Genomic DNA, 26,566 nt, shown 5'->3' on the forward strand with positions numbered 1-26,566 from the left:
GAGCCCCCGCGTGCGTCTTTTTTTCTCTCGATTTGCCCTGCTTGCCGTGCTGACCGGGTCTGGGTTGGCCCAGACGGCTGGTTATGATCCACGGCTGACCTTCTCGCCGCTCACCCTGCCGGACCCGGTGAACAGCTATCGCTCGAGCAACGGTGCGCCCGGTCCGCAGTTCTGGCAGAACGAGGCGAGCTACGAGATGCATGCCTCGATCGATACGGCGGCGAAGGTGCTGCATAACGACGAGATCATTACGTACACGAACAACAGCCCGGATGCGCTGACCAGTTTGTGGATTCAACTGGAGCAGAATACGTATCGGAAGGACTCGCGGGCGCGGATTGCGAGCGGCGGCGGACGGCGAGGGCGGCGCGGTGCGGTGGATGCGGCTCCGGTGGTGACGACCAGCGAGGGGTATGAGTTTGAGTCGGTCGAGATTGTGTCGGGCAAGACCAGCGTGAAGGCGGACACGCTGGTGTCGGATACGCGGATGCAGATCCGGCTGGCGGAGCCGCTGAAGCATGGCGGCGTGCTGAAGGTGCATATGAAGTATCACTACGCGATTCCGGGTGTGTGGGGCGGGAGGACGTCGTGGGGCGCTACGAAGACGGGCGAGATCTATGACATGGCCCAGTGGTATCCGCGGATGTGCGTGTACGACGACCTGCGTGGGTGGGATACGCTGCCTTACCTGGGGGCGGAGTTTTACCTGGAGTATGGGCACTTCGACTACTACGTGACGGTGCCTTCGAACTTTATTGTGGCGGGTTCGGGCGAGCTGGTGAACACGAAGGATGTGTTGACGAAGGTGGAGATCGAGCGTCTGGAGCAGGCGAAGAACAGCGATAAGACGGTTTATATTCGCAAGCCTTCCGAGGTGGGGGATCCGGCCAGCAGGCCGAAGCAGGACGGCACGCTGACGTGGCACTTCCATATGGACAAGACGCGGGATGTGGTGTTCAGTGCTTCGCCTACGTTCGTTTGGGACGCGGCGCGGATCAACCTGCCGGAGGGGAAGAAGTCGCTGGCGATGAGCGTGTATCCGCCGGAGAGTGTGGGGCCGGATGCGTGGGACAAGTCGACGGAGTACACGAAGGACACGATGGAGCGGTTCTCGAAGCACTGGTTCCCGTATCCGTGGCCGGCGGCAGTGAGCATTGCGGGGTTCTCGAGTGGGATGGAGTATCCGGGGGTGGTGTTCGACGGCGTGGAGGACAAGGGACCGTTCTTCTTCTGGCTGACGGCGCATGAGTTCGGGCATACGTGGTTCCCGATGATCGTGGGATCGAACGAGCGGCGGAATGCGTTTATGGATGAAGGGTTCAATACGTTCATCGATATCGAGGAGTCGGCCGAGTACATGGGCGGGAAGTATGGGCCGAAGCGCGATGGTGAGTACTCGGCTGGCGGTGAGCCGCCGGATACGATTTTGAAGGTGCTGGACAATCCGGATGCGGGGACGCTGATGATGCCGGCGGATAGCTATCCGATGCAGTTGGGGCATCCGATCAGCTACTTCAAGGGTGCGTATGGGATGGTGCTGCTGCGCGAGCAGATTCTTGGGCCGAACCGGTTCGATTGGGCTTTCCGGAAGTACATCAAAGACTGGGCGTTCAAGCATCCTTCGCCGTCGGACTTCTTCCGGGCGATGGAGAGCGAGGGCGGCGAGGACCTGGGATGGTTCTGGAAGGGCTGGTACCTGAATAACTGGAAGTACGATGTTTCGGTCGATAAGATTGAGGGGTCGGTGGTGACGATCACGAACCATGGACAGCTTGTGTTGCCGACTCCGGTCGAGGTGAAGTTTACCGATGGATCGAAGACGCGGGTGACACTGCCGGTGGAGACGTGGATGACGAAGGGCGTTTATACGTGGACGCTGGAGAACAAGACACCGATCGCTTCCGTGACGGTGGACCCGGATCACCAGTTGCCCGATGATGACCGGTCGAATAACTCGAAGACGAATTAGTCTTCGGGATGTGAAAAGCCGCGGCCTCTTGGGTCGCGGCTTTCTTATTCGCCTGGGGAGGGTTTGGGGTTGTGGGTTTTGGCTACCCAGAGCATGGCGTTTTCGATCATCTTGTTCTGGGCTTCGCTGGACAGGACGCGGTCGCCGTGGCCCATGTTCATGTAGAGCATGCGGTAACGGGTGTTGGTCCACACGACGGGGAGGTCGCCGCCGGTGATTATGTCCTTGAAGCCGATGGGGTAGTTCGAGGGCGCGAGGGACATGAGGACCTTGATGTCCGGGTTGAGGCGGGGCGAGGGCTTCCAGATGTACCACTCGTTGGCGGGGGACTGGAGGGTGTTGCCGAGGCCGCGGGTGACCGGATGGTCTTTGTCGTCGACGATGAGGGTCGCGGGGAGAGGTGGCCAGTTGTTGCCGTAGAAGACGCCTCCGCCCAGGAAGCTGAGGAACCACGGCCACCTGGTGCCGGCGTCGTTGTAGGCGGCGATGTGGAAGCCGAGCCATCCGCCGCCGTGCTCCATGTATTGCTCGAAGGCGGTGCGCTGCGCGGGGGTGTGGGGGAAGTCGTCGAGCCAGACGACGAGCTGGTACTGGGCCAGCTTGCCGGGGTTCATGTCGTTCCAGTCTTTGGTGGTGGCGAAGTCGTAGTGATCGCGTTTGGCGGCGGCGTTGAAGAAGTCGATGGCCTGATGGGCGAAGTCGATGTGGTCCTGCTCGACGGTTTCAGAGTAGAAGGCGAGGACATGAAACGCGTGCTGCTGTTGCGCGTGGAGGCTAAGGGCAGTGGCCAGAAGGAGAAGCAGGAGCGCGTTGCGAACGGTGTTCATGTACATTTGTTTTCTCCTTCGTCACACGAGGAAAGACCGGGAAGGCGCTTCCGTTTCGAGGCATACACGGCTAGCGTTCGTTCTCCAGCTTGCACTTTCTTATGTTAAGTGACAAAGTGGCAGAGCGAGGAAAAGATTGCATGCCCAGGGCTCTTTTACGCCATGCTGCCGCTGTGTTGTTCGCCGCTTCTGTTGCCTATGGGCAGGCTCCGGCTTCGAGTGGACTGATCCAGGTCGACGGCATCGCCGCGAGTGTGTCGGGGAAGATTTATGCGGTGAACACGTCGCATGACAGTGTGTCGATTGTGGATGCGACGGGGCATGTCGAGAGCGTGGCCACTGGCGCGAGGCCGATTGCGGTTGCGGTGAACAACCGCACGGGACGGGTGTATGTGGTGAACTCCGGAGGGCATTCGGTGACGATTCTCGATGCGGAGAACCATGTGGTTGCCACGGTGCCCACGGCGGGACGGTCGTATGCGATCGCGCTGGATGAAGCGACGAACAAGGTCTACGTGACGAACACGTTCAGCGATAAGCTAACGGTCATCGATGGGGATACGCATGCGGTGACCAACATCAAGGCGGGGTCGGCGGATGGCGTGATTGTGGATCCGGACCATCAGCGGCTGTACATGCTGGGGTACGAGAGCGATACGTTCCGCGTGATGAACCTCGCTACGTCGAAGCTGACCAATGAGCCTACCCATGCGCATCACCAGTGGGGCTTTGTACGGGGGGGCGGCATGCTTTATGTCGCGCATGTGCAGGACGCGGACATTGGGGCGATCGATCTGGCGAGTTATGCCGTCGTCAATGTGCCGACGGGGCACATGCCGTGTGCACTGGCTTTGAATGTGGACGGGCACCAGATCTATAGCGCGAATTATGGGGACGGAACCGTGACGATTGTGGATACGGCGACGCGCAAGGCAGTGGCTACGGTTGCGGTAGGTGGTAAGCCGCAGGCGATTGCGTATGAGCCGACGACGCACACGATCTATGTGGCGGATGCGCACTCGGGGATGGTGACCCTGATCGATGCGCGGACGCATAGGATGCGCAAGCGGGTACCGGGCGGAGACCGGCCTTATGCGCTGGCGGTGAATCCGGTGACGCACCAAGTGTATGCGGCGGATATGGGCGGCACTCCGTTTACGGAGCTGCGTTAGGCCGGACTCGTTTCGACGTTGCGCTATGAGTCAGCGCGTGGTTCGGGCAGGACGCAGGGGTCGGCTTGCGGGGGCGGTCTTCTTTGCCTTGCCACGCTTGACGCCGATGGTGGTGAGGGCCATGTGATCGCGGAGGGCGCGGGCGAGTTCGTGCTCGCGGCCCTGGGCGAGGAGGTTCTGGGCGTCGGTGAGGTGCGCGGTCATGAGCTGCGCGGCGAGCTTGGGGTCGCGGGCTTCGATGGCGGCGAGGATAGGGCGGTGGAAGGCCACGGTGTGCTCGAGGTCGACCATCTGCGAGGTGACCATCATCATGTTGAGCATGGCGCGGTGGATGGTGTGGAAGATGCGTCCGGTGAGCCGGTTTCCAGAGGCCTGGAAGATGGCGCGATGGAAGAGGAGATCGGAGGCGACAAGCTTGATGCGATCCTGCTCGGAGTTTTCGAGGTCGGTGATGGACTGGCGCAGGAGTGCGATGTCCTCGGAGTTGGCGCGCTCGGCGGCCTGGGCGGCGAGCGCCGGCTCCATGAGGAAACGCAGCTCGGTGAGTTCCTGGACGGAGGTGTCGTCGAGGAGGAAGAGGAAGTCCATGGGTACGGCGAGGACGGAGGACGCGTCGCGGTTGAGGTAGCTGCCGTCTCCGACTTTCTGGGTGATGACGCCCATGATCTCCAGGACCTTCAAGGCCTGTCGGAGAGAAGAGCGCGCCACCTTGAAGTGGGCGGCGAGGTCGCGCTCGGGGGGCAGTTTGGTGCCGGGTGAGAGCACGCCTTCGGAGAGCATCTGCTGGAATCGCAGGATGAGGAGATGCGTGACGTCTTCCTTGTTGTTCAGGGTGTCCTCTGAGGCCGAGAGGCGGAGCGGACGTCGTCGATTCATAGGTCTATCGTGAGGCAGCGGTCCAACAAAGTCAAAGGCGGATTTTTAGCTAAGAATTTTAAAGGTACAACCAATTGCGATAAAATCGCCCCAGTTGCGATGCGAGTGCCTCAGTCTTTGTGCTTTATTATGCGGAATATGCCAGTAGAAAGCCTTTTCTTGATTTTTACGATCAGGGGTTGACACTTGCAATTCATCGGTACTACCTTTGTGCGCGGTTCAGAAAGCGATGCTCGGCATGCGCGAGGACTTCGAGGGAGAACGATGAAAAAGATAACGTTTCATGGAGCAATCAAACTGTGCATGCTGGCCATGATGGCCCTGTGCTTTGTCCGGGTAGCGGTTGGGCAGGTCGAGCAGGGCCGTTTTGTCGGCCGCATTGCGGATCCATCGGACTCAGTGGTTCCGGGCGCGACTGTGAAGGTGACGAACATGGGCACGAACATTACGCAGACTGCGGTGACGAACGAGAGCGGCGAGTTTGTGATTACGCCGGTGCAGGCGGGTATCTACTCGCTGAGCATCACGGCGGCGGGATTTGAGACAACCACGGCCTCGAACATCGAGGTGCAGGTTGGACAGATTGTGCGTGAAGATATGAAGCTGCGGATCGGTGCGTCGAACATTTCGGTGGAGGTCACGACGGCTGCGGCGCTGCTTTCGACGGATTCGGCGACGATTGGGCAGGTGATTACGAACAAGCAGTTGACGGAGTTACCGCTGAATGGCCGTGGCTTCTTCAAGCTGGCGCAGTTGACGCCTGGTGCCGCGCTGCTTGCGCCCACGGGAAACTCGCTTGCGATCCGGCCTGAGGTCGTCGATGGGAATACGATCAGCGGTATCCGCGGGAGTGCGACCTCCTTCCTGCTGGATGGTGTGGACGTGAGCGAACAGCACCAGGGCGGTACGTTCATCCAGACCTCGATCGATGCGCTGCAGGAGTTCTCGGTGACGCAGAGCCCGTATTCGGCTGAGTACAACCGGGGCGGCGCGTTCTTCAACGCGACGACCAAGGGTGGGACGAATCGCTTTCATGGCGGCGTGTTCGAGTTCATTCGCAATGACAAGCTGGATGCGCGCAACTACTTCGCGCTGACGCGGCAGATTTTGAAGCGCAACCAGTTCGGCGTGAACCTGGGCGGCCCCATCTCGGTTCCGCATCTCTATGACGGCAAGGATCGCACGTTCTTCTTTGTGAACTATGAAGGCCAGCGTCTGCGACAGGGGCTTATCTTCAACAGCATCGTCGCCAACTCCGCGCAGCGCACGGGCAACTTCGGCACGAAGACGATCTACGATCCGCTTCTGACGACGACGGTGGGCGGCACGGTGGTGCGCGTTCCCTTTGCGAACAACACTATCCCTACGAATCGACTTTCGCCGCAGGCTCTTGCGATTCAGGCGTACGTGCCGCAGGTGAATACGACGACGGGAACGTTCAGCAACACACCGTCGCAGGCGATCGACTTCGACCAGTTCATCGTGCGTCTCGACCACCAGATCAACGCCACGAATCGCCTGTTTGCGCGCTGGGTGTACGTGGATAACCGCGAGACGGACCCAAATGCGTCGCCTCAGCTTGGCAAGGCTTCGCTCACATCGATCGGGCAGGACATTGCGTTGGGGGTCATCACGAATATCGGTGCGAACAAGGTGAATGAGGCACGCGTCCACTATCTGCCGAGCCATGTTCGTCTCACGGCGTTTCTGCAAGGAACGGATTACAACACGAAGTTTGGTGTCGCGGGCTTTGCTGCCCAGACGCGTCCCGGCAGTGGCGGATCGTTCCCGGATTATTCGTGGAGCGGATATGCGTCGCTGCAGGGTTCGGCGTTCGATCAGAGGCCGAAGTCGCAGGATCGCAAGGCTGTGGAAGGCACGGATAACTTCACTTATCTGCGCGGCCGGCAGTCTTTGAAGGCAGGCGTCTTCTTTCGCTACTACCAGTGGCTTGGCTACGATAGCCAGACGTACGCGGGTCAGTTCAGCTTCAACGGCAATGCTTCGGGCGATGCGTATGCAGACTTCCTGCTTGGCTATCCGTCCTCGGTGGCGCGCGCTTATCCTGCTGACAACTTCGGCGGACAGGCGACGTACAAGCAGTTCTACTTCCAGGACGACATTCGCCTGACCAGCAAGCTGACGATCAATGCGGGGCTTCGCTATGAGTACTCGCCGTGGCTGGGAGGTTACAAGGGGCAGATCGGCACGTTCGATCCGACGCAGGCCAAGCCGATTATCGTGTCCGGCCCGGGTGCGGTGCCGGATCTGACGGCGCAGTATGCGGCACCCGCGGCGTATCAGTTCTTCGGTCAATACATCCAGACCAGCTCGCAGGCGAAGCTTCCTTCGAACATTACGTATACGGACAAGACGCAGTTCGGACCGCGTCTTGGTGTGTCGTATGCGTTGACGAGCAAGACGATCGTTCGTGGCGGCTTCGGTATGTTCTACGAGCCGGAGGGAACGTCCGGGCGCGTGAACCTGAATACGCTTCCTTATCGTCTGGCTGAGACGGTGAACCAGACGCAGAACGTGGTTCCGACGCGCACGCTGGCGAACTTCTTCCTGGGCACGGCACTGGGTTCGGCACAGGCGAATCCGACGCTCAACCCGAGCAAGACGCGGTTGAAGATGGGCTATAACGAGCACTATAGCTTCGGGATTCAGCAGCAGTTGAGCAAGAAGGATGTCTTTGAGGTTGGCTATGTGGGCAACCGTGGTGTGCATCTGAATGGAAGCAACGACTTCAACGATCCCACGCCTGGTGCCGGTTCGATCCAGGCTCGCAGGCCGTATCAGCCGTGGGGCACGATCGGTTTCAACACGCAGGACACGTCGACGAGTTATCACTCGCTGCAGATGAAGATCGATCATCGTGCGAGCCACGGTCTCTCGGGTCTTGTCTCGTACACCTATTCGAAGTTCATGCAGTTCAACCAGTCTCCCGCGCTTGGGGGCAACACGGGGTATGAGTATGCGGTTTCGCCCTACGATGTGCCGCATAACGTTGCCGCAAGCGGAAGCTACGAGATTCCGGTTGGGCGTGGACGTCACTTCCTGAATCACTCGAACACGCTGGTGAACAGTGTGCTGGGCGGCTGGCAGATCCAGACGATTATCGTCGTTCGGTCCGGTGTGCCGTTTACTGCTGTGATCTCGGGCGACCGGGCGAACACGGGAGTTGGTGGCCAGCGTCCAAACCTGAACCCCGCGGGCGGCAACCCGGCGTTCGTGAAGTCCGTTGCCACCTGGTTCGACAAGAGCAAGTATGTCGTCGCACCGCTCTACACGTATGGGCAGGTTCGTGCGAATACGCTGCGCACGGACAAGGTTCGCCAGTACGATGCGTCGATCTTCAAGAACTTTGCGATGCCGCGGGAGAGCACGCTCTCGTTCCGTGCGGAGTTCTTCAACGTCTCCAACACGACAAGCTTCAATGCGCCCAACTCGACCATCGACGCAACTGCCGGTGGCCAGATTACAAGCACTTCGGTCCCTTCACGCGACATTCAGTTCGCGCTCAAGTACAACTTCTAAAACAGCTCGAAAGGGAAGACGATGAACGATGTCACACGATGGTTTGGACGGGCGTTGTTGAGTGGCGGGATTGGCCTGCACCTGATGTCTGGCGCGGTACTGGCACAGGGCACTGTGCCGGAGAGGGTCCCGGTACCGACGGGCCCTCCGGTTTCTATCCAGGTGGATCTGGCGAAGACGGTCGGACCGTACAAGCCGTTGTATAGCTGGTTCGGCTATGACGAAGGCAACTATACGACGATGCGCCACGGCAAGGCGCTATTGAAGGAGCTGCATGACCTGAGTCCTGTGCCTGTGTACATCCGCGCGCATCACCTGCTTACCTCCGGCAACGGCGTGGCGGAGTTGAAGTTCAGCTCCACCAATATTTACAGCGAAGACGCGAACGGCAAGCCGGTGTATGACTTCAAGATCTTCGACGGAATCTTCGATGCGTACAAGGCCGCCGGGGTAAGACCGATGGTTGAGCTGGGCTTCATGCCTGAGGCGCTGGCGGCGGATCTGCCCAATCGTCATGAGCCGTACCAGGTGCACTATCCGCAGAACGCGATCACGGGTAAGTCGAACAATCCGCCGAAGGACTATGCGAAGTGGGGTGAGCTGTGCCGCGTTGCGACGGCTCACCTGGTGGAGCGCTACGGCAAGGAAGAGGTTTTGAAGTGGTACTTCGAGGTTTGGAATGAGCCGGACATCGATTACTGGCACACGACTCCTGAAGAGTACTGGAAGCTGTACGACTATGCAGTGGGTGGGGTGCGGAAGGCTCTTCCCGGCGCGATGGTGGGCGGTCCCGCGACCACGAGTCCGCGCTCGCCGAAGGCTGCCACGTTTCTGAAGAACTTTCTGGAGCATGTGAACTCCGGTAAGAGTGCGGCGGATGGCAAGCCGCTTCCGATGGACTTCATCTCGTTTCATGCGAAGGGACAGCCCACCATCAAAGACGGCAAGGTGACGATGGGGATTCAGCAGGAGATGCGGGATGCCGATGCTGGCTTCGCACTGATTGCCACATTCCCCCGCTTCAAGAAGCTGCCAATCATCATCAGTGAGGCAGATCCGGAAGGGTGTGCAGCGTGCTCCTCGAAGGTGAACCCGGCGAACAACTATCGCAACGGTACGCTTTATCCGGCGTATACGGCGGCTGCGTTCAAGGGGTTGTTCGACCTGCAGGATCGTCATGGCGTCAATCTTCTCGCGATGCTGAGCTGGTCGTTCGAGTTTGAGGATCGCGAATACTTTGAAGGTTTCCGTTCGCTGGCTACGAATGGTGTCGACAAGCCGGTGCTGAATGTCTTCCGCATGTTTGCGCTGATGCAAGGCACTCGTGTGGGGACGACGAGCACCGGGCAGGTGCCGCTGGACAGCATACTGAAGGCGGGCGTGCGTGAGTCTTCGGATGTCGATGCGTTTGCGACGAAGGCGGATCGCGAGGCGGCGGTGCTGGTGTGGAACTACAACGATGTCGATGGTGCGGCGGATGCGGTGCCCACTACGGTGAACATTGCGGGCATTCCACCTGCGGTCCATCGGGTTCTGCTGGAGCACTATCGCCTGGACGACACGCACTCGAACTCTTACACGGTGTGGAAGTCGATGGGCTCGCCGCAGCATCCTACCGCCGCGCAGTATGCCGCGTTGCAGGCGGCGGGACAGCTTGCGATGCTGACCTCCCCGGTGTGGCTGGATGTTGCGAACGGGCACGTTGTCGTCACGACGGATATGCCGCGCCAGGGCACGTCTCTACTGCATTTGAAGTGGTAAGGAAACGATGAGCGCAGCGATGACAACACGGAATACGGCGGACCGGCGCATGGGACTGGAGATGCGCTGGTACGCCGTCGCGCTGGTGACGGTAGCGATTGCGATCAGTTACTTTGATCGTCAGACGCTGCCAGTAGCGATCTCGGCGATACAACACAACATCCCTATTTCGAATGAGCAGTTCTCGTACCTGCAGACTGCGTTCCTGCTCTCGTATGCGGCTCTCTATGCACTGGGCGGGAGGTTGCTGGATCGGCTTGGGACACGGCGCGGTTTTCTGATCATCATGCTGTGGTGGTCGATTGCGTGTGCGCTGCATGGCTTTGCTTCGGGCTTCATGGTCTTGCTCGGGGCGCGTTTTCTGCTGGGCATGGGCGAGGGTGGAGCGTTTCCGGCCGCGGTGCGGGTTGTGGCGGAGTGGATTCCGGCGCATGAGCGATCGACCGCGGTGGGGATCATCAATGCGGGTACGGCGCTTGGTTCGGTGCTGGCACCGCCGTTGATCGGGATCGTGCTGATTCACTCGGGCTGGCGGATGGTGTTCTTTGCTGCCGGCGGTCTTGGGTTGGTGTGGGTGGCCTGGTGGATGATGAGCTATCGCAGCAATCCGATGACGCTGTCGGAGAACACGCTGGATGCACGGCTGCTGGCGTGGGAGCTGAGCTTTCGCGAGATCATCGGAATGCGTCGGGTGCAGGCGCTGGTGTTCGCGAAGTTCATGAGCGACTCGGCGTGGTACTTCCTGCTGTTCTGGCTGCCGAAGTATCTCTATGACGCGCGTGGCTTCGACATCAAGCATGTGAGCTACTACGCCTGGATACCGTATGCTGCGTCGGGCGTGGGGAGTTTTCTGGGTGGGTGGTTCTCGTCGCGGTTGCTGCGACAGGGACACACGTTGGATGTGGCGCGGAAGGTGGCGCTTGGATTGAGTGCGATCTTTATGCCAGTGGTGATGTTTGTGCCTCTGGTGCCGGTTGAGTTCGCGATCCTGCTGTTCAGTGTTGCGTTCTTCTTTCAACAGTCCTGGTCGGGTCTGATTATGACGGTCCCGGCCGATGTCTTTCCGCTTTCCGCAGTCGGTACGGTGTCGGGCCTGGTTGGCTTCGGCGGCGCGATTGGCGGAGCAATCTTTGGCGTGGTCGCGGGCTATCTGCTCGGCCATGGCTTCGGCTACGGGACGCTGTTTGTCCTGGTTGGAACATTTCATCTCATTGGCTTTCTTGCGATCCTGCTCTTTGCCGGCAAGATTCAACCGCTGACACCACAAACCCTTAAGAGGAGCAACGCATGAAGATTACCGAAGTCCGTACGCGCGTCGTTCAGTGGGAGGGCGCGACTGTTCCGCTGCCTCCGCATTTTTGCACCAATCCGATGGATCTTGTGAACTTCGGCGAGGCATCGATGGGGAACTTCGCGTTTCACGGTTGGGTGCTGGTTGAGATCTTCACCGATGCGGGTCTGGTTGGACTCGGCAATGCGGCCTTGTCGCCCGTGGTGACGAAGTCGCTGATCGATACGTATCTGGAACCGTTACTGATTGGTGCGGACCCGTGGGATACAGAGTATCTGTGGCAACAGATGTATCGGCGGACGATGGCGTTCGGACGCAAGGGCGTTGCGATGACGGCGATCTCTGCGGTCGACATTGCACTCTGGGATCTGCTGGGCAAGGATGCGAAGCAGCCGGTATATCGTTTGCTTGGCGGTCGGACGAAGGACAAGATACCGGTGTATGCGAGCAGGCTTTATTCGATGCCGCTCGATGAACTGCGGGTGGAAGCGCAGAAGTATAAGGACGAAGGCTACCAGGCGATGAAGCTGCGCTATGGGTGGGGTCCGCTCGATGGGGCCGCAGGGATGCAGAAGAACATTGACCTGGTGCGTACCGTGCGCGAGGTGATTGGTGATGGCATCGATCTGATGACGGATGCATACATGGGATGGACGCTCGACTATGCGAAGCGGATGCTGCCGCTGCTCGAGCCCTTCAATCTGCGGTGGCTGGAGGAGCCGGTGATTCCTGACGATACGCGGGGGTATGCGACGCTGAAGAGCTATGGGCGTGTTCCGATTGCCGGTGGCGAGCATGAGCACACCATCTTCGGGTTCCGCGAGCTGCTGGAGGCCGATGCGTTGGACTATATCCAGTTCGATACGAATCGCGTGGGAGGGATTTCGCAGGCGAGGAAGATCTGCGCTCTGGCAGAGTCGTTCCAGGTGCCGGTGGTGCCGCATGCGGGGCAGATGCACAACTACCATGTGTCGATGGCGAGCCTGAACTGCCCGATCTCGGAGTTCTTTCCGCAGGTGGATGTTGAGGTTGGCAACGAGTTGTTCTGGTACATCTTCGATGGCGAGCCCACGCCGACGAATGGTTACATTCAGCTCGATGACACGCTGCCTGGCTTGGGGCTTACGGTGAACGAAGAATCGTTGAAGCGCTTCAAGGTGATCGGATGAGCGTGCGTCTTGTACAACTGCTGAACGTGGATGATCAGAGCCGACATGTGGCTCTGGTCGATGAGCCGAGCCTTCGCTGCCTGGTTGGCATTGGTTCGGTGTATGAGCTGGCCCAGGCCTGTCTGGATGCCGATGTGGGGATTGCGGATCATGCGCGGTCGCTTGCGACTGGTGCTGTGCTGTCGTATGACGAAGTGTATGCGGGAACCTCGGTCTGGGGTCTGTTGACGCCGATCGATGTTCCGGGCGCCCCTTCGCGGGTGCTGGTTGCGGGGACCGGGCTTACGCATCTGGGCAGCGCGAGCCAGCGGCAAGCGATGCATCTTGCGGGACAGTCGGCGCAGGATAAGGCTCCGGCTGTGCTGACGGACAGCATGCGGATGTTTCAGTGGGGCGTGGAAGGTGGGCGTCCCGCGAATGGGCAGGTGGGGATCGCTCCGGAGTGGTTTTATAAGGGCGATGCCGCCGTGCTGCGGGCTCCGTTTGAGGCGCTGGAGATTCCTTCGCATGCGGAAGATGGTGGCGAAGAGGCTGAGATTGCGGGCGTTTATCTGATTGCGGGAGATGGCACTCCGTATCGCATCGGCATGTGCAATGGGAATGAGTTCTCGGACCATAAGTTTGAGAGGCGCAACTATCTGAATCTTGCGGGATCGAAGCTGCGGGCATGTTCGTTGGGACCTGAGCTTGTCGTGGATGCGCCATTTACGGATGTACATGGGACGGTGCGGATTGAGCGTGATGGCGGTGTGATTTGGGAGAAGGCGATTGCGAGTGGTGAAGAGAACATGGCACACTCGCTGGCCAATCTCGAGCACCATCACTTCAAGTTCTCAGGGCATCGGCAGCCGGGGAATATTCATGTGCACTTCTATGGAGCGGATTCGCTTTCGTTCGGTGCGGGTGTCGTGCTGCAGGAGGGCGATGTGGCGGAGGTGGCGTTCGAGGGGTTTGGGCGTGCGCTGCGGAATCCCATTCATGAAGAAGAGAAGTCCACTGTGCCGGTTGCGGTACGCTCCCTCTAGGAGAACATCACGATGTCTACTTCCGTTGCTTTGCTTGGCCTTGGAACCATGGGTTCCGGGATGGCTCAGAACCTGCTGAAGGCAGGGTTTGTGTTGACCGTTTATAACCGCACTGCTGCCAAGGCTGCTCCGCTTGCCGAGGCGGGTGCTCGTGTGGCCGCTACTCCTGCTGAGGCGGCAAAGGGCGCGCAGATTATCGTCTCGATGCTGGCTGACGACCCGGCCTCGCGTGAGGCGTGGCTTGGCGCGGATGGAGCAATTGCGGCTGCCGCGCCGGGGACCATCGTGATCGATTCGAGCACGGTGAGCCCGGACTGGATTGCCGAGCTTGGTGCTGCTGCCGAAGCGCGCGGGTTGAAGGTGCTGGATGCGCCGGTGACGGGAAGCCGGACGCAGGCGGCTGGAGGGCAACTTACGTTTCTGGTTGGCGGCTCGGCCGATGTGCTCGGCGAGGCGATGCCGGTGTTGAAGGCGATGGGCAAGGAGGCGATTCATCTCGGTCCGCTGGGCAGTGGCGCGAAGCTGAAGCTGGTGAACAACTTTCTTTGTGGCGTGCAGGTCGCTTCGCTGGCAGAGGGGATTGCGTGGCTCGAGCGGAGCGGGCTGGATCGAGATAAGTCGATTGCGTTCTTGAACTCGGCTGCGCCCGGGAGCCCCTTGTTTTCGGCGCTCTCGGCGCGTATGACGAGCCGGGACTATACGGTGAATTTTCTGTTGAAGCTGATGAGCAAGGACCTTCAGTATGCGCACGATGCAGCGGCTGAGGCGGGTGTCGAACTGACGACCGCGGCTAACGCGCGTGCTTTGTTTGAACAGGCGATGGCACAGGGGCATGCGGAGCAGGACATGGCTTCGGTGATTGAGCCGCTACGAGATCGTTAGCCCCTTGAAAGGTACGTCCGACCATGCGATTTGCTCTGCTTGCTCTTGTCCTTACCGTTGGTGCTTCTGCGCAGGCTCCGGCACCTTACCTCGATACGAAGCTGCCGGTTGAGGCTCGTATCCATGATTTGATTGGGCGGCTGACTCTTGAGGAGAAGGCCGCGCAGTTGAACCATTTGAACCAGGGTGTGCCGCGGCTGAACATTCCGATGTGGGGCGGGTGGAACCAGACGCTGCATGGGGTGTGGTCGAAGCAGCCGACCACGCTGTTTCCGGCTGCGATCGCGATGGGGGCTACGTGGGATCCGGAGCTGGTGCATTCGATTGCGGCTGCGATGTCGGATGAGGGCAGGGCGCTGTACAACGCGAAGGCGGATGGGCCACGTTCGAAGCATGGGTTAGTGTATCGGTCGCCGGTGATCAACATTAGCCGCGATCCCCGGTGGGGGAGGATCCAGGAGGTGTTCTCGGAGGATCCATGGCTGACTTCGCGGATGGGTGTGGCTTATGTGCGCGGGCTGCAAGGGGATGATGTCAATCATCTGAAGCTGGCTGCTACGGTGAAACATTTTGCGGTGAACAATGTGGAGACGGGCCGGCAGCATCTTTCGGCGACGGTGGATGAGCGCAACCTGATGGAGTACTGGCTACCTCACTGGAAGGCCGCGATTATGGAGGCGCATGCGCAGTCGGTGATGAGCTCGTACAACGCGATCAATGGGACGCCGGATGCGATCAATCATTACCTGCTGACGGATATTCTGCGGAAGCAGTGGCACTTCGATGGATTTGTGACGGATGACCTGGGTGCTGTTGAGTTGTTGACGGGCAGCAGGAGAAACTCGAACGAGGTTGGGCAGAGGGCTACGGAAGATCCGGTGGAGGCGACCGCTTGGGCGATCAAGGCGGGCAATGACTCGGACGATTCAGAGTTTGAGACGAACATTCCGTTTGCGGTGAAGCGGGGTCTGCTGACGGTGAAGGATGTCGACACGGCGCTGGCGAATGTGTTGCGGGTGGGCTTCCGGCTGGGTGCGTTCGATCCGGCGGATGCGAGTCCGTATAGCAAGATTGGGATGTCGGTGGTGCGTTCGCCGGAGCATCTTGCGCTGTCGCTGAGGGCGGCGGAGGAGTCGATGACGCTGCTGAGCAACCGCGGGAATTTTCTTCCGCTGAAGCGTGCAGAGATCAAGTCGATTGCGGTGATTGGGCCGGCGGGCGATGGGGACTATGAGACGGGCAACTACTATGGCACTCCCTTCGTGAAGGAAGGGGCGGTGCAGGGGCTGCGGAAGCTGCTGGGTTCAGGTGTGAAGGTCTCGTACGAGAAGGGTGCGGGGTTTGTGGACGCTGCCGATCCTGCGGCGATGGCAAGGGCTGCGGATCTGGCTCGGAAGTCGGATGTTGCGGTGCTCTGCCTGGGAACGAATCTTCGGGTGGAGGCGGAGGGGCGCGATCGCCGCGACCTGAATCTGCCGGGGGCGCAGGAGCAGTTGCTTGAGGCGGTGTTTGCGGCGAACCCGAAGACGGTTGTGGTGCTGATGAATGCGGGACCGCTGGCGGTGACGTGGGCGCAGGATCATGTGCCGGCAATTCTTTCGGCGTGGTATCCGGGAGAGGCTGGCGGGACGGCGATTGCGCGGGCTTTATTTGGAGAGATCAATCCCGGGGGGCATCTGCCTTATACGGTCTACGCGTCGCTCGATGGGGTTCCGCCGCAGAACGAGTATGACGTGTCGAAGGGGTATACGTATCTGTACTTCAAGGGTGTGCCGCTTTATCCGTTTGGACATGGGCTGAGCTATACGAAGTTTCAGTACAGCCATATGACGGTTACGGTGGGGAAGGACGTTGAAGTTGCGTTCGACCTGACCAATGTTGGGGATCGGGCTGGTTCGGATGTGGCGCAGTTTTATACGCACCAGAGGGCTTCTTCCGTCGTGCAGCCGATCAAGAGTCTGCGGGCGTTTGAGAGGGTTTCACTGGCGGCGGGCGAGACGAAGCGTGTTCACTTCACTTTGCCCGTGGAACGGTTGGGCTTCTATGACGTGAAGACGCATGGGATGAGGGTGGAGCCTGGAGCGTTCGATGTGCTGGTGGGGAGTTCTTCGGATGACATTCGGCTGAAGCAGGTGGTCACGGTGCCGGTTGTGCGGGTCGCGGCTGGGGCAAAGAAGTAGACGGGGACATGAAGGCATACCCCAGGGGCTAAAGCCCGGTTTTGTGGCGGGTCTGTGAGACCCAAGGCTTGAGCCTTGGGTTACCTAGAGGCCACGGCAACGACGAAGACACCAACGACAACAGCAACAACAACAGCAGCAGAAGAAGATACAGCAAGGACAAAGCAACAGCATGGACAGAAGCAGATCCCCGGCACCTGCGGCAGAATCTTCGGAGATGACGACCAAGAAGGCAACAAGAGGAACGAGAAGGCCTGAAGACGCGTCGTGGGGTGTCTTCAGGCCTTTGTCTATTTGGCTGGTTTGTAGTCGTGGAGCAGGGGGCCTACTTCGTTGGAGAAGAGGTAGTTGGCGCGGTGGTCGTAGTCGAGGGTCCAGAACATGGCGCCGATCATGCCTGGGTAGCCGGTGGAGTTGCGGAGTTTGTAGGTGGTTTCGGCTGGGGCCTTGCCGGTGATGATGTAGTCCATGGACTGGGAGACGATGGCGGGGGTGGTGTCTCCGGTGAGGAAGCCTACGGCGACTTGATTGGCGGGGAGGGGTGGAAAGAAGTGCTTGGGGTCGCCGCCTACGTTGAAGCCGTGGAGGAGGAGCTCGGTCATGGCGGCGTGGTAGTCCACGGATCCGGGCTGGTAGATCTCGCCGTCGAGGCCCTGGAGGGGTGGAGTGTTGTAGTCCTGCACGTCGATGAAGGAGAGGATGTCGCGGATGGCGTAGGTGATCGCAAGGTAAGAGCCGAACTGGCCGCCGTAGCTGGGGTAGCCGGCGGGTATTTGGGTGCCTTCGGGTACGAGCGAGATCATGAAGCCGGTGCCGAAGTGGTCGTGGAGCTGGCGGAGAGCGCCGATGAGGTTGACGATGGAGGGCGTGGTGGGATGCTTGAAGTCGGTGTCGCCTGGGTCGATGGAAAGGGATGGGCTTTCGAAGTCGATGTCGATGCCGTCGAAACCGTAGTCGGAGACGATCTTGATGACGGAGGAGACGTAGTTGGGAACACGGTTGGGGTCGGCGAGGGTGAAGTGCTGGCCCCCGCCGCCGAGGGAGATCATAACCTTCTTGCCCTGGCTCTTGAGAAAGGCGATGTCGGCTTTGAACTGCGCAGTGTCGAGGCCGGCCGGGGTGTGGAACTGCATGGTGCCTTCGGGTGCGTTTTTATCGGGCGTGGCGAAGGCTACGATGACGACGTCCCATTGCGGGGAGATCTGGCGGAGGGGCAGGATGGACTCAGCGCGGGAGTAGCCGGCCCAGTAGCCGATGAGCTTATGTCCGTTGGGTTGGGCAGGCAGGGCGATGGCGTTGGGACGCTGGGTGGTGGAGGGCTCGACGAAGTCGCCTCCGCTGCGAGTGGGGCAGGGTTTGGAGGGCTCGGGTAGGGCGGTGGTGTCGGGGAAGCTGTAGGTGGTGCCGAAGGGGGCGGACGGGCCGGTGTACCAGGGCAACAGGGCTGCAGTCTGGAGGTGATAGGCCCCGGCGGCGAAGGGCTTCGAGGCGGGGATGTTGTTTTTGGAGTTGGTGTTGGTGGGTTCGAGGAGGAAGTACTGGGTGGCCACGCCGGTGCCACCGCAGCGGCCCTGGTCGCCGCCGTTGACGCTGGCGAGACGGAGCCATCCGGGGAAGGTGTTGCCGGGGTGGGGAAGGCGGCGGTTGCCGTGGAAGAGGGGATCGTGGAGCGGGTCGTTGAGGAACTCGGCGAGCTGCTGGGTGAGCGGCTGGACGTCCTTGTCTTCTACGACAGCAGGTGCGGCGTGGAGATAGGAGCCGAGGACGAAGGAGTTGCCGGTGGCGGTGTCGACACCGTGCGTGCCCCAGGAGCAGCACTCGGTGGCGTCGCCGTCGGCGTAGAAGGTGGTGTTGTGCGTGAGGGCGATGATGAGTTTGCCGTCTTGCCGGGGGAGTTGTTTGAAGATCGCTTTCTGGAGGAACTCGACGTCGACGACGGCGAAGGCCGTGCCGCTCTTCTTCGAGGTGAGGATGTAGCCGTAGCCGGCGGGAATGGATAGGGTGATGGGCTTGATCTCAGGCCTGGCGAGGAGGGTGTGCCAGCCTGCGGACCTGGGGAAGGTGGTGCGGAGCAGGGCGTCGCCGTACTGCGTGGTGTTGGTGGGGCCGAAGGCGAACTTCGAGAAGACGGGTGAGGCCAGCACGCGGGGGACGTCGGCGGAGGCGTCCATGAGGAAGGGCTTGCCTGCGATTTGTTTGGTCTCGAAAGAGAGCGTGACGGGTACGAGGACGGTGGGGAGCGTTGTCGTCACGCCGTTGGCGGGATCGGCGCCGGCGATGGTATAGGTGTTGGAGCCGATGGTCTGCTGAAAGGTGGCGATGGTTCCTTGCGCGTGGACGATGGAGAGGGATAGAACAGAGAGCAGGACGGCGGACAACTGCTTGATCGGCATGGCGAGCTTCAGGATCCTTTAAAACAGGATGACAACGGGCGTAGCCAGCGTTTCATGCAGGGTCGACGTACCGTTAGGGCAGGCGACCTACGGCGGGAGAATAAGTGATTCGCACGATGGATGAAGTGACGCTCGCGGTTTTGGAGGCGAGACTCAGGACGATTTTGCCTCCGGAGTATCAGGAGACCTACGAGGAGGTGCAGCCTGTCTCGATGGGCTCCGCCGGTCTGGTGTACGGGAGCGATGGGCGGGTTGCGTGGAACGAGATGTGGAAGAGTTTTTGCGATCTGGCGATGGCGGGTGGACCGCCGCACAGGGGGACTCTGCTGGAGCCTGGGTTGCGGAGCGAGATCGAGGGACAGGCCGGGCGCTATCGGCAGGTCGTCGAAGAGATATGCCGGGGCATCACACTGGTGACTGGGCTGGAGGCTGCTGCTTCGCGCACGGCTGGATGGGTGCGGGTAGAGTGCGCGCATGCGGCGATGGCTGGATGGCTGGTACGGGCGATCGTGATGGAGAATATCTCGTGCCGGTATGAGGGGACGGTGATCTTTCTGCCGGGGGGACCTGGGTACCGAATGGAGAAGGAGATCAAGAACGTGGTGACGGTGATGGCGAAGACTTGCCATTACTGGTTGGGGCATATGCCTTTGGCGCAGCAAGAGGTGATCGCGGACGTGTTCGCTGAGGAGCCGCTTGTCCAGGTGGGTCACGATGGGGACGGGGCATGGCTGGCTGGTGCCATTCATCGGGAGACCGGGCTGCGTGCTTCGAACCATGCCTATGCGGGGTGGCTGGGGTTGGAATGTGCGGATGTGCGGGCGGCGATCTGGATGATGCGGATGATGGTGGCCAGCCATGTGATTTCGCGGCGGGAGGGCACGGTTGTATTTGTCCCGGTAGGGCCGGAGAGCGTTCTGAGACAGGTGGTGCGGGTGTATGGTTTCGCGAAAGCCCGGGGCGTCCTCTAGAGAGGGGCGTGTCAACGGGCCATCCGCGAAGCAGGGCGACGATGCGGGTCCGCAACTTGCTGCTGGAGCACTTGTTGAGCGGCGGAGGATATGTTCACCGGTGCGTTGGCCTTCGCTGAGGCGTGACGAAAGCCACACCCCAGCGAAGACATCGTTATCGGCTTGCCTGCTCCACCGTTGTGGGCATGGTGGTGCGGTTGAGGGTATCGAAGAGGGGCTGTGCCGGCGCAAGCGGCGCTGTCTCGTTCGCTACGGATAGGGCAAATATCTTGATCCTGCTATCGTTCGGCAACGTCAAGGTGTGGGCGTTCTCAGGGAGATCGATGGCGTACGCGAACAGGTAGGAGAACCGATAGGGCTGATTGAGTCCTTGCGGCGTATGGAAGTGCGAGGCATACCAGGCTACGTTCGCGGGCTTGATGTAGCCGGCGCGCAGACCAAGATAGTCCTGGGGATATTTGGGGCTTGGCACGCGGAGTTCGCGCTGCGTGAGGTCTGCGGTCGGCCACGTTGGCGTGTGGGCGGAGATGGCCCACTCGCGGTGGGGATCGTTGTCCTTCCATAGGCGCGTGTCCCATTGTCCGATGAAGCCGCCCCAATCCTGGATGTTGAGTTTCAGGGACTTCGCATCGACGCGGAACTCGGCCGTTTGATCGCCTGCGCTTGAGGCCGCGAGCAGATAAACGCGGTTGAACTTGCCCTTGGGGAGCTGGATTGTCTGGCCCCGCGCGGCGACCGCGTTCATGCTTCCCGTGGCTGCGTTGGCGAGGTCGAAGGCGATGCCTCCCATTTGTATCTGCGCAGGTAGCATTTCTGCGGGGAAGGCGTTGCCCTTTCCGTCCATGCCTCCGTCGGGCGTCTTCGCATCATCGTTGGTGGAGGTCGCGAGGTCGTACTTGAGGGCGACAGGCTGCGATGTGATCGAGCCCGCCCTGCTGGCTGAGGCGACGAGGCGGACTGCAAACGTCCGAGGCTGATAAGCCGTGAACGAGGTGACGAGAGCGCCGTCGCGTACGTGTGCCGATCCGATGGGCTGCTCCTGTGCATTAACCTCTCGGGCCGCGGCGACCGAAGCGGCGAAGGTTGCGCGGACATCGGCTGCGGGTTTGCCGTCCAACTCCACCATCCGAAGAATGATTTCATCGCTCTGCTCTGCCTTCTTGAAGGCGAGCACGCGCACCCTGGAGGTGTTCAGCTTGAGCAGAGAGAGGCTCTTGCCCATGGCTCCTTCGTGCTTTGTCGTGGCGAAGGCGCGCAATGGATCGTTGAGGCGATAGGCTTGCCAGTCGGCCTGGGCTTCGCGCCAGCCTGCGGCGTGTCCCATGATGCCGAAGGTGATCTCGTGGTGTCCCCAGTCCTGGTTGGCCTGATCGGTGTAGCTGCCGGGATTGACGGGAAGCATGCCCGGGGTACGCAGCAGGGTAAGACGGATGGTGTTGTCCGTGGGCTTGTCGGAGCCGTTCTTGTAGTCGGTCAGGATGGTTGCGCCGAAGCTGCCGCTCTTGTCGGTGAGATCGATCCAACGATGCGAGAAGACCTCGAACTGGCGTGGTGTTGCGTTGGGACGCTCGATGGTGCCGATGTCTTCGTTGTAGGTGGCGTTGGGGTTGGACGCGGTGAGGGGAAAGATAACCTTAAGGTTTGCGTCCTTGCTGCGCCAGTCGATGGAGTTCGAGAACTCGACACGGTTGCCGGCGTCGCCGGTTGCAAGGCTGACGGTTTGTACAAACTTCGATCCCTCGGCTGCGCGTGTGATTTCGAGCGATACGCGCACGGGGCCATTCTCTTTGATGCGAATGGATGCGTTGCCTGCGACGTAGTTGCGTGGTGCGGCCTGCTCCTGGTCGTAATCCATGTTCCAGGCTGGATACTGTTTGGGCGTGTCTTTGGAGAAGGCCATGCGGATGGGCGCTGCGAGCAGCTCTTTGCTCAGGCTCTTGTCGTAGATGCTGGAGACGTCACCCGCCGCATTGACCATGACCTTGTATCGGTCATTCTCCAGCGTGTTGGACGTGATCTTCAGCTTCGACTGCAACGGCATGCTTGCCGGGACGACGTCGTAGACCACGTAGCCTACGGAAGGTGCCTTGGCCGAGAAGAGCACCTTGCCATCCGTGATCTGCGCGGGGGAGAGTTCGCCGCTGGGGCTCCTCACTTGAACGGCCTTCGGAGTCGCGCCGCTGAAGTTGACCTTAGCCTCCACCAGGTCTTCGCGATCGACGTTGAGAGCGTTCGAGATGACGAGTGGAACTCCAACGCCGCGTGTATCCATGCCGGAGGCGATGGTTTCGGTTGCGCTGGTGAGCACTCCTGCAAACTGATTCGCGACGATGACATCGTCGTTCCAGGCGAACTCATAGGTCGCGGGTGTTGCAGTTCCTGCGGCGGTATCGTGAAAATGGCCACCTAGCGCGAGGGTCCAGGCATCGTTGAGGCGCTGCCGTGGATAGGTTGGACCGCCCATCCACTCGGCTGCGACGGATGCTTTCTCGGCGGCGTCGGCGAGCATCTCGTTCTTGATGACCCAACGCTTGTGATAGGCCTGCGAGGTGAGGGATCCGGCGGAGTGGTTGATGAGCTCGAGGTCACCCTGATAGGTGGGGAGGCGCGTGGACATCTCCGGCGTGATGTCGTTGAACATCTGGTCGGCGTTGGCCTCGATGACGTGTACGGGACCGAGGCCAACGCGAACGGGCGGTCCAGGCTTCGCTGTGAGCGTAACGTCGGCACCGCGAACGAGCGGCGGTGAGGGTAGAACCGTCTCGCTCTTGGTCGCGATCGCTTCGAGGAGCTTGACTGTGCTCTCCTGCGTGGCGCCGCCCATGTCTCCTACGCCGACGTAGTGGTAGTCGGCGTAGATGCCGGTGACGCGGCCGTCGAGGTCGATGCGTTTGACCCAGTTGGGCTCCGGATTGCGGGCGAAGAGTGCGACTTTTTGTGCGGGATCGGTGATGGTGGCGGAGCGGGTGCGGAGCTCTTCGATGGAGAGCTTCGGCAGATCGATCGGACCGTTTTCCTTGCTGAGATCGACGTAGGTATTGGTGTTGTAGCTGCCGGGGTTGAGTGCGGCCATGACGCGGCTGCCGTCGGGGCCGATCCAGACGCCGACATTGAAGGGGATGCCCTCGGGAGTTTGCTCGGGCGAGTTGGGGCCACCCACGATGGGTGCGGGCTGCCAGGTCGCGTTGAGCTTCTGGGTGGAGAAGCCTTTGACGCCGGCGTGCGCGAGAATGGCGGGCAGAGAGGCTGGAAAGCCGAAGCAGTCGGGGAGCATGTATTCGTTGCTCGCTTTGCCGAAGTCCTTGCGGTAGTACTCGTTGCCGTAGAGGATCTGGCGGAAGATTCCTTCGGCGCCGGGCAGGTTGACGTCACCCTCTTCCACGGACGATCCGGCTGGAAACCAGCGGCCCGCAGCGACGTATTTGGTCATGCGTGCGTAGTCGTCGGGGAAGTACTCCTTCATGAGCCGATAACGATTGGAGCCAGTCCAGTTGAAGACGTAGTGCGGGTAGCGGTCGATGTAGTCGAAGTTGACTCGCATGGTCTTCAGCAGATACTCGCTGATGGTCTGGGGCATCTCCCAGCGCCACTGGGTGTCGAGGTGCGCGTAAGGGACGACGTAGAGCGTTGGCACCCTGGTGATGTCGGGAGCCTTGGTGGTTTGCGACTGGAGCGTCAGCGGTAAGCAAAGGGCGACTGCGGCGAGAGCGAGGGTCTGGCTGCGGGACGAGCGATTTGTGGAATGCCTGCGATACATCGAGATCTCCAACCCCGCGCGGAACGGGGACTGCGTGTCTTTGGATGAGTCTTTGTTGGGCGAACGAAGGCCTGGCTCTTCCTGAAACGTGTCCGTTTGGGTCGAGCGTAAGCGGTAACCGTTATACACACATGATGGTGGGATCGTCTTCAAACGCAGAAGAACAAGCGGTCCACGTGCCCGGAAGGGCCGTGAAGAAGCGCATGCTGGACGCCCAGGAGAGGCAGCTACGGATGGATGTGCAGCGGCTGCAAGCCAAAGCCAACGCAAGAGCATAGATGTGTTTTCATCACGTCCGGCTCGACTTATGTTGAAAGAAGAGTAGGCTTCTTCGTCAGAGTCAGTAAGTTGAGTCTGAAAAAATAAAAGTAATATTGCCACTTTCCAGAGAAAGTGATGCGTTGCGGTCATAGTTTGAATCTGACGCGCATACCGTAACTTGAAATAAATCGATCACTGAATCATGCCTGATGTAAAAGCGACACTAGGTTGCGAGTCTCCTCTGCTTCTGTGGGTTTAGAAAGGGATCGCACCATGGCGTACTGACACATGGAAATGTGAAATAAGCGCATCTCTGCGAGGCCGCGGTTGGGGCGACGGCGTGTAACTGTATCTTTGTGTTGCAATCACCGTCAGTGCATCGGAGTCGTCGTGCCGCCTCTGGAATCGTATGGATTCGCAAGTGCCGGCATTGATACCGGCTGGACCTGGAGAAAGAGGGATGAGCAAAGCAGAGCGGCAGGATGAGTCGTTATATCCGTGAAGAAGACTTTCCTCCAAACGCGGGGGCTTGTCAACTTCAAAAGTGGAACGCTCCTATTGAGGGCCATGAGATATGTTGGATGTCTTACCGGATGTAACAGAAGAAGCATCTATGGTCTTCATTCTTCGACGTCGAAAAATATTATTTTGACAGCGAGTAAGAAACCCATGTAGTGTGACGCTCGTTAGTTACCTTTCTTCTTGTCTCTCCGGAGAGCACTGCACTTTGCAGTCTCTTGCTAAGACATTTCATTTTTCACTTATCAGGGATACTGAACCACGCCAACTGAACTCTATCTTGAAGGAGATCTCGCATGTCAGATCAGTACTTAGGAGAAATTCGACCTGCCGGCTTCAATTTCGCCCCGTATGGCTGGGCGCTGTGTGCAGGACAGCTTGTGTCCATCCAGCAGTACTCGGCGCTGTTCTCTCTGCTGGGCACACAGTTCGGCGGGAATGGTACCACGAACTTTGCGCTGCCCAATCTGCAGGGCTCAGTGCTTGTGGGGCAGGGTACGCTTCCATCCGGGAACACCTATGAGATGGGGGAATCCGCAGGGGTGGCGCAGGTCACGCTGACCCAGAGCGAGATGCCCATCCATACCCATGCTCCCGCAGCCAACTCAGGCGGTGGTGCAAACACCTCTCCCGCGAATTCGATCTGGGCTCTTGAGAGCGATTCCACGGGAAACGCCTGCGCTGCCTATGCTCCTCCGCCACCGAACGTGCAACTGCCGGTTACGCTGGTGCAGCCAAATGGGGGCAGCCAACCGCTCAGCGTGACACAGCCAACCCTCGTAGTGAACTACATCATCGCCCTGCAAGGCATCTTCCCGCAGCGCCCCTAATCGCATTGAGCTTGAACCGACCGAAGAGAAAGAGAGAGATAGAGATGGCTGAACCTTTTATTGGCGAAATACGGCAGGTAGGATTCAATTTCAGTGCGGTGGGCTGGCTCCCCTGTAATGGCCAGCTTTTGCCGATCTCGGAGAATGAAGCGCTCTACACCCTGCTTGGCACCACCTATGGTGGGGACGGAGTGCAGACGTTTGGCTTACCCAATCTGCAGGGCCGTATTCCCGTTCACCAAGGGCAACTTACTGGTGGAAGCAACTACGTCATGGGGCAGATGGCAGGGGTGGAAGCGGTGACGATCAACACGAACCAGTTGGCCAACCACACCCATGCTATCCAGGCCAGCAATGCCCTTGGAACGGTGAACGTGCCGACGACCAAGTCCACATGGGCGCAGGTGACTGCCGACGGAAGCACCGGGAATCCGTCGTACGCGGCCTCTCCTGGAAATGCGATCCTCAGCCCGACGACGGTCTCCACCGCGGGAGCGAGCATGCCGTTGAGCATTCTTCAGCCCTACGTCGTTGTGAACTTCATGATCGCCACCGTGGGCATCTATCCGACCCAGAGCTAGACACTTTCGCAAGAACTTTCAACAATGGAAAGGAAGCATCGTATGGCAGATCCGTATCTCGGCGAAATCCGGCAAGTCGGCTTCTCCTTCGCGCCCCGCTACTGGGCACAGTGCAATGGGCAGTTATTACCGATCCAGCAGAATCAAGCGCTCTTTTCGCTCCTTGGGACCCAGTTCGGCGGAGACGGCATCCGAACCTTCGGTCTCCCCGATCTTCGCGGACGCAGCCCGATCGGGCAGGGAAATGGAGTTGTGATGGGAGAGGCACAGGGCGCGGAAAAAGTGACCATGACTGTGGCCCAGATGCCTCTGCACACGCATCTGGTCTCTGCCAGCACGACGGCCGGGACCGCCGGAGACCCGACGGGTCAGGTCTGGGCTCCGGTCTCGGATTCATCCGGCAATCCGAATCCGGGGTTTACGGAAACCGCGCCCAATGTGACGATGGATCCTGCGGCGCTCTCCCCGGCGGGCGGGAGTCAACCTATCCCCATCCTGCAGCCCTATAACGTCGTCAACTACATCATTGCCCTGTCCGGCATCTTTCCATCCCGCAGTTAGG

The 26,566-nt window shown here is 60.0% G+C and carries 17 protein-coding genes; 13 read left to right on the top strand and 4 right to left on the bottom strand.

The features are described 5' to 3' along the window. Positions 1-10: 10 nt before the first annotated feature. Positions 11-1,969: a M1 family metallopeptidase gene (locus BM400_RS06400; protein ID WP_175528894.1), complete on the top strand. Its 1,959-nt coding sequence runs from the start codon at positions 11-13 to the stop codon at positions 1,967-1,969. Positions 1,970-2,013: 44 nt separating this feature from the next. Here the strand turns inward: BM400_RS06400 and BM400_RS06405 are convergent, their stop codons facing one another. After that, positions 2,014-2,796, bottom strand: coding sequence for a ThuA domain-containing protein (locus BM400_RS06405; protein WP_089841562.1), 783 nt, complete (start codon positions 2,794-2,796; stop codon positions 2,014-2,016). A 140-nt stretch (positions 2,797-2,936) separates the two neighbouring features. On the opposite strand from BM400_RS06405, the gene BM400_RS06410 reads away from it, so the two are divergent. Continuing rightward, positions 2,937-3,968, top strand: a complete 1,032-nt coding sequence (locus BM400_RS06410; RefSeq protein ID WP_175528895.1) for a YncE family protein — start codon at positions 2,937-2,939, stop codon at positions 3,966-3,968. Between the two features lie 30 nt (positions 3,969-3,998). Here BM400_RS06410 and BM400_RS06415 read toward each other — a convergent pair whose 3' ends face one another. After that, the gene (locus BM400_RS06415) at positions 3,999-4,844 is read right to left on the bottom strand and encodes a FadR/GntR family transcriptional regulator (protein WP_089837709.1); all 846 of its coding nucleotides are present in this window, start codon (positions 4,842-4,844) and stop codon (positions 3,999-4,001) included. A gap of 264 nt (positions 4,845-5,108) precedes the next feature. Here BM400_RS06415 and BM400_RS06420 point away from each other — a divergent pair, with 264 nt between their 5' ends. The 7 genes from BM400_RS06420 to BM400_RS06450 are packed head-to-tail and all read left to right on the top strand — an operon-like array spanning position 5,109 to position 16,692. Further along, positions 5,109-8,384, top strand: a complete 3,276-nt coding sequence (locus tag BM400_RS06420) for a TonB-dependent receptor (protein ID WP_089837711.1) — start codon at positions 5,109-5,111, stop codon at positions 8,382-8,384. A gap of 21 nt (positions 8,385-8,405) precedes the next feature. Then, positions 8,406-10,145: a GH39 family glycosyl hydrolase gene (locus BM400_RS06425; protein WP_245781717.1), complete on the top strand. Its 1,740-nt coding sequence runs from the start codon at positions 8,406-8,408 to the stop codon at positions 10,143-10,145. Positions 10,146-10,164: 19 nt separating this feature from the next. Beyond that, entirely contained in the window at positions 10,165-11,436 is a 1,272-nt protein-coding gene (locus BM400_RS06430) for an MFS transporter (protein WP_217644082.1), read from the top strand. Next, complete coding sequence (locus BM400_RS06435) at positions 11,433-12,605, top strand: L-rhamnonate dehydratase (RefSeq protein ID WP_089837713.1); 1,173 nt, start codon at positions 11,433-11,435, stop codon at positions 12,603-12,605. The genes BM400_RS06430 and BM400_RS06435 overlap by 4 nt, the downstream gene beginning before the upstream one ends. Beyond that, positions 12,602-13,630: an AraD1 family protein gene (araD1, locus tag BM400_RS06440; protein WP_089837715.1), complete on the top strand. Its 1,029-nt coding sequence runs from the start codon at positions 12,602-12,604 to the stop codon at positions 13,628-13,630. Before BM400_RS06435 ends, araD1 begins: the two co-directional genes overlap by 4 nt. A 12-nt stretch (positions 13,631-13,642) precedes the next feature. Continuing rightward, positions 13,643-14,512 (top strand): NAD(P)-dependent oxidoreductase, encoded by an 870-nt coding sequence (locus tag BM400_RS06445; protein WP_089837717.1) that lies wholly within the window; start codon positions 13,643-13,645, stop codon positions 14,510-14,512. 23 nt (positions 14,513-14,535) lie between these two features. Beyond that, a complete protein-coding gene (locus BM400_RS06450; protein ID WP_089837719.1) occupies positions 14,536-16,692 on the top strand; it encodes a glycoside hydrolase family 3 C-terminal domain-containing protein in 2,157 nt (718 codons plus the stop codon). Positions 16,693-16,982: 290 nt separating this feature from the next. Here BM400_RS06450 and BM400_RS06455 read toward each other — a convergent pair whose 3' ends face one another. After that, positions 16,983-19,085: a glycosyl hydrolase family 18 protein gene (locus BM400_RS06455; protein ID WP_089837721.1), complete on the bottom strand. Its 2,103-nt coding sequence runs from the start codon at positions 19,083-19,085 to the stop codon at positions 16,983-16,985. A 104-nt stretch (positions 19,086-19,189) separates the two neighbouring features. Between BM400_RS06455 and BM400_RS06460 the strand changes: the two genes are divergently transcribed. Next, positions 19,190-20,056, top strand: a complete 867-nt coding sequence (locus BM400_RS06460; RefSeq protein ID WP_141223827.1) for a hypothetical protein — start codon at positions 19,190-19,192, stop codon at positions 20,054-20,056. 154 nt (positions 20,057-20,210) lie between these two features. On the opposite strand, the gene BM400_RS06465 is transcribed toward BM400_RS06460, so the two are convergent. Next, complete coding sequence (locus BM400_RS06465; RefSeq protein ID WP_089841567.1) at positions 20,211-23,813, bottom strand: glycoside hydrolase family 38 N-terminal domain-containing protein; 3,603 nt, start codon at positions 23,811-23,813, stop codon at positions 20,211-20,213. A 1,076-nt stretch (positions 23,814-24,889) separates the two neighbouring features. Between BM400_RS06465 and BM400_RS06470 the strand changes: the two genes are divergently transcribed. Genes BM400_RS06470 through BM400_RS06480 form a run of 3 tightly spaced genes read left to right on the top strand, consistent with a single transcriptional unit; the run spans position 24,890 to position 26,565 of the window. After that, positions 24,890-25,423 (top strand): phage tail protein, encoded by a 534-nt coding sequence (locus BM400_RS06470; RefSeq protein WP_089837726.1) that lies wholly within the window; start codon positions 24,890-24,892, stop codon positions 25,421-25,423. Positions 25,424-25,467: 44 nt separating this feature from the next. Then, positions 25,468-26,004: a phage tail protein gene (locus BM400_RS06475; protein ID WP_089837728.1), complete on the top strand. Its 537-nt coding sequence runs from the start codon at positions 25,468-25,470 to the stop codon at positions 26,002-26,004. 42 nt (positions 26,005-26,046) lie between these two features. After that, entirely contained in the window at positions 26,047-26,565 is a 519-nt protein-coding gene (locus BM400_RS06480) for a phage tail protein (protein ID WP_089837730.1), read from the top strand. The last annotated feature ends 1 nt before the right edge of the window (position 26,566 follow it).

This window comes from Granulicella pectinivorans (assembly GCF_900114625.1).
In the GTDB taxonomy this organism is placed as follows: Bacteria; Acidobacteriota; Terriglobia; order Terriglobales; family Acidobacteriaceae; genus Edaphobacter; species Edaphobacter pectinivorans.

Excerpts from the sequence above, each read along its gene's own strand:
- BM400_RS06405 (WP_089841562.1), bottom strand. The coding sequence starts at position 2,796 with ATGAACACCGTTCGCAACGCGCTCCTGCTTCTCCTTCTGGCCACTGCC.
- BM400_RS06410 (WP_175528895.1), top strand. The coding sequence starts at position 2,937 with ATGCCCAGGGCTCTTTTACGCCATGCTGCCGCTGTGTTGTTCGCCGCT.
- BM400_RS06415 (WP_089837709.1), bottom strand. The coding sequence starts at position 4,844 with ATGAATCGACGACGTCCGCTCCGCCTCTCGGCCTCAGAGGACACCCTG.
- BM400_RS06420 (WP_089837711.1), top strand. The coding sequence starts at position 5,109 with ATGAAAAAGATAACGTTTCATGGAGCAATCAAACTGTGCATGCTGGCC.
- BM400_RS06425 (WP_245781717.1), top strand. The coding sequence starts at position 8,406 with ATGAACGATGTCACACGATGGTTTGGACGGGCGTTGTTGAGTGGCGGG.
- BM400_RS06430 (WP_217644082.1), top strand. The coding sequence starts at position 10,165 with ATGACAACACGGAATACGGCGGACCGGCGCATGGGACTGGAGATGCGC.
- BM400_RS06435 (WP_089837713.1), top strand. The coding sequence starts at position 11,433 with ATGAAGATTACCGAAGTCCGTACGCGCGTCGTTCAGTGGGAGGGCGCG.
- araD1 (WP_089837715.1), top strand. The coding sequence starts at position 12,602 with ATGAGCGTGCGTCTTGTACAACTGCTGAACGTGGATGATCAGAGCCGA.
- BM400_RS06445 (WP_089837717.1), top strand. The coding sequence starts at position 13,643 with ATGTCTACTTCCGTTGCTTTGCTTGGCCTTGGAACCATGGGTTCCGGG.
- BM400_RS06450 (WP_089837719.1), top strand. The coding sequence starts at position 14,536 with ATGCGATTTGCTCTGCTTGCTCTTGTCCTTACCGTTGGTGCTTCTGCG.
- BM400_RS06455 (WP_089837721.1), bottom strand. The coding sequence starts at position 19,085 with ATGCCGATCAAGCAGTTGTCCGCCGTCCTGCTCTCTGTTCTATCCCTC.
- BM400_RS06465 (WP_089841567.1), bottom strand. The coding sequence starts at position 23,813 with ATGTATCGCAGGCATTCCACAAATCGCTCGTCCCGCAGCCAGACCCTC.
- BM400_RS06470 (WP_089837726.1), top strand. The coding sequence starts at position 24,890 with ATGTCAGATCAGTACTTAGGAGAAATTCGACCTGCCGGCTTCAATTTC.
- BM400_RS06475 (WP_089837728.1), top strand. The coding sequence starts at position 25,468 with ATGGCTGAACCTTTTATTGGCGAAATACGGCAGGTAGGATTCAATTTC.
- BM400_RS06480 (WP_089837730.1), top strand. The coding sequence starts at position 26,047 with ATGGCAGATCCGTATCTCGGCGAAATCCGGCAAGTCGGCTTCTCCTTC.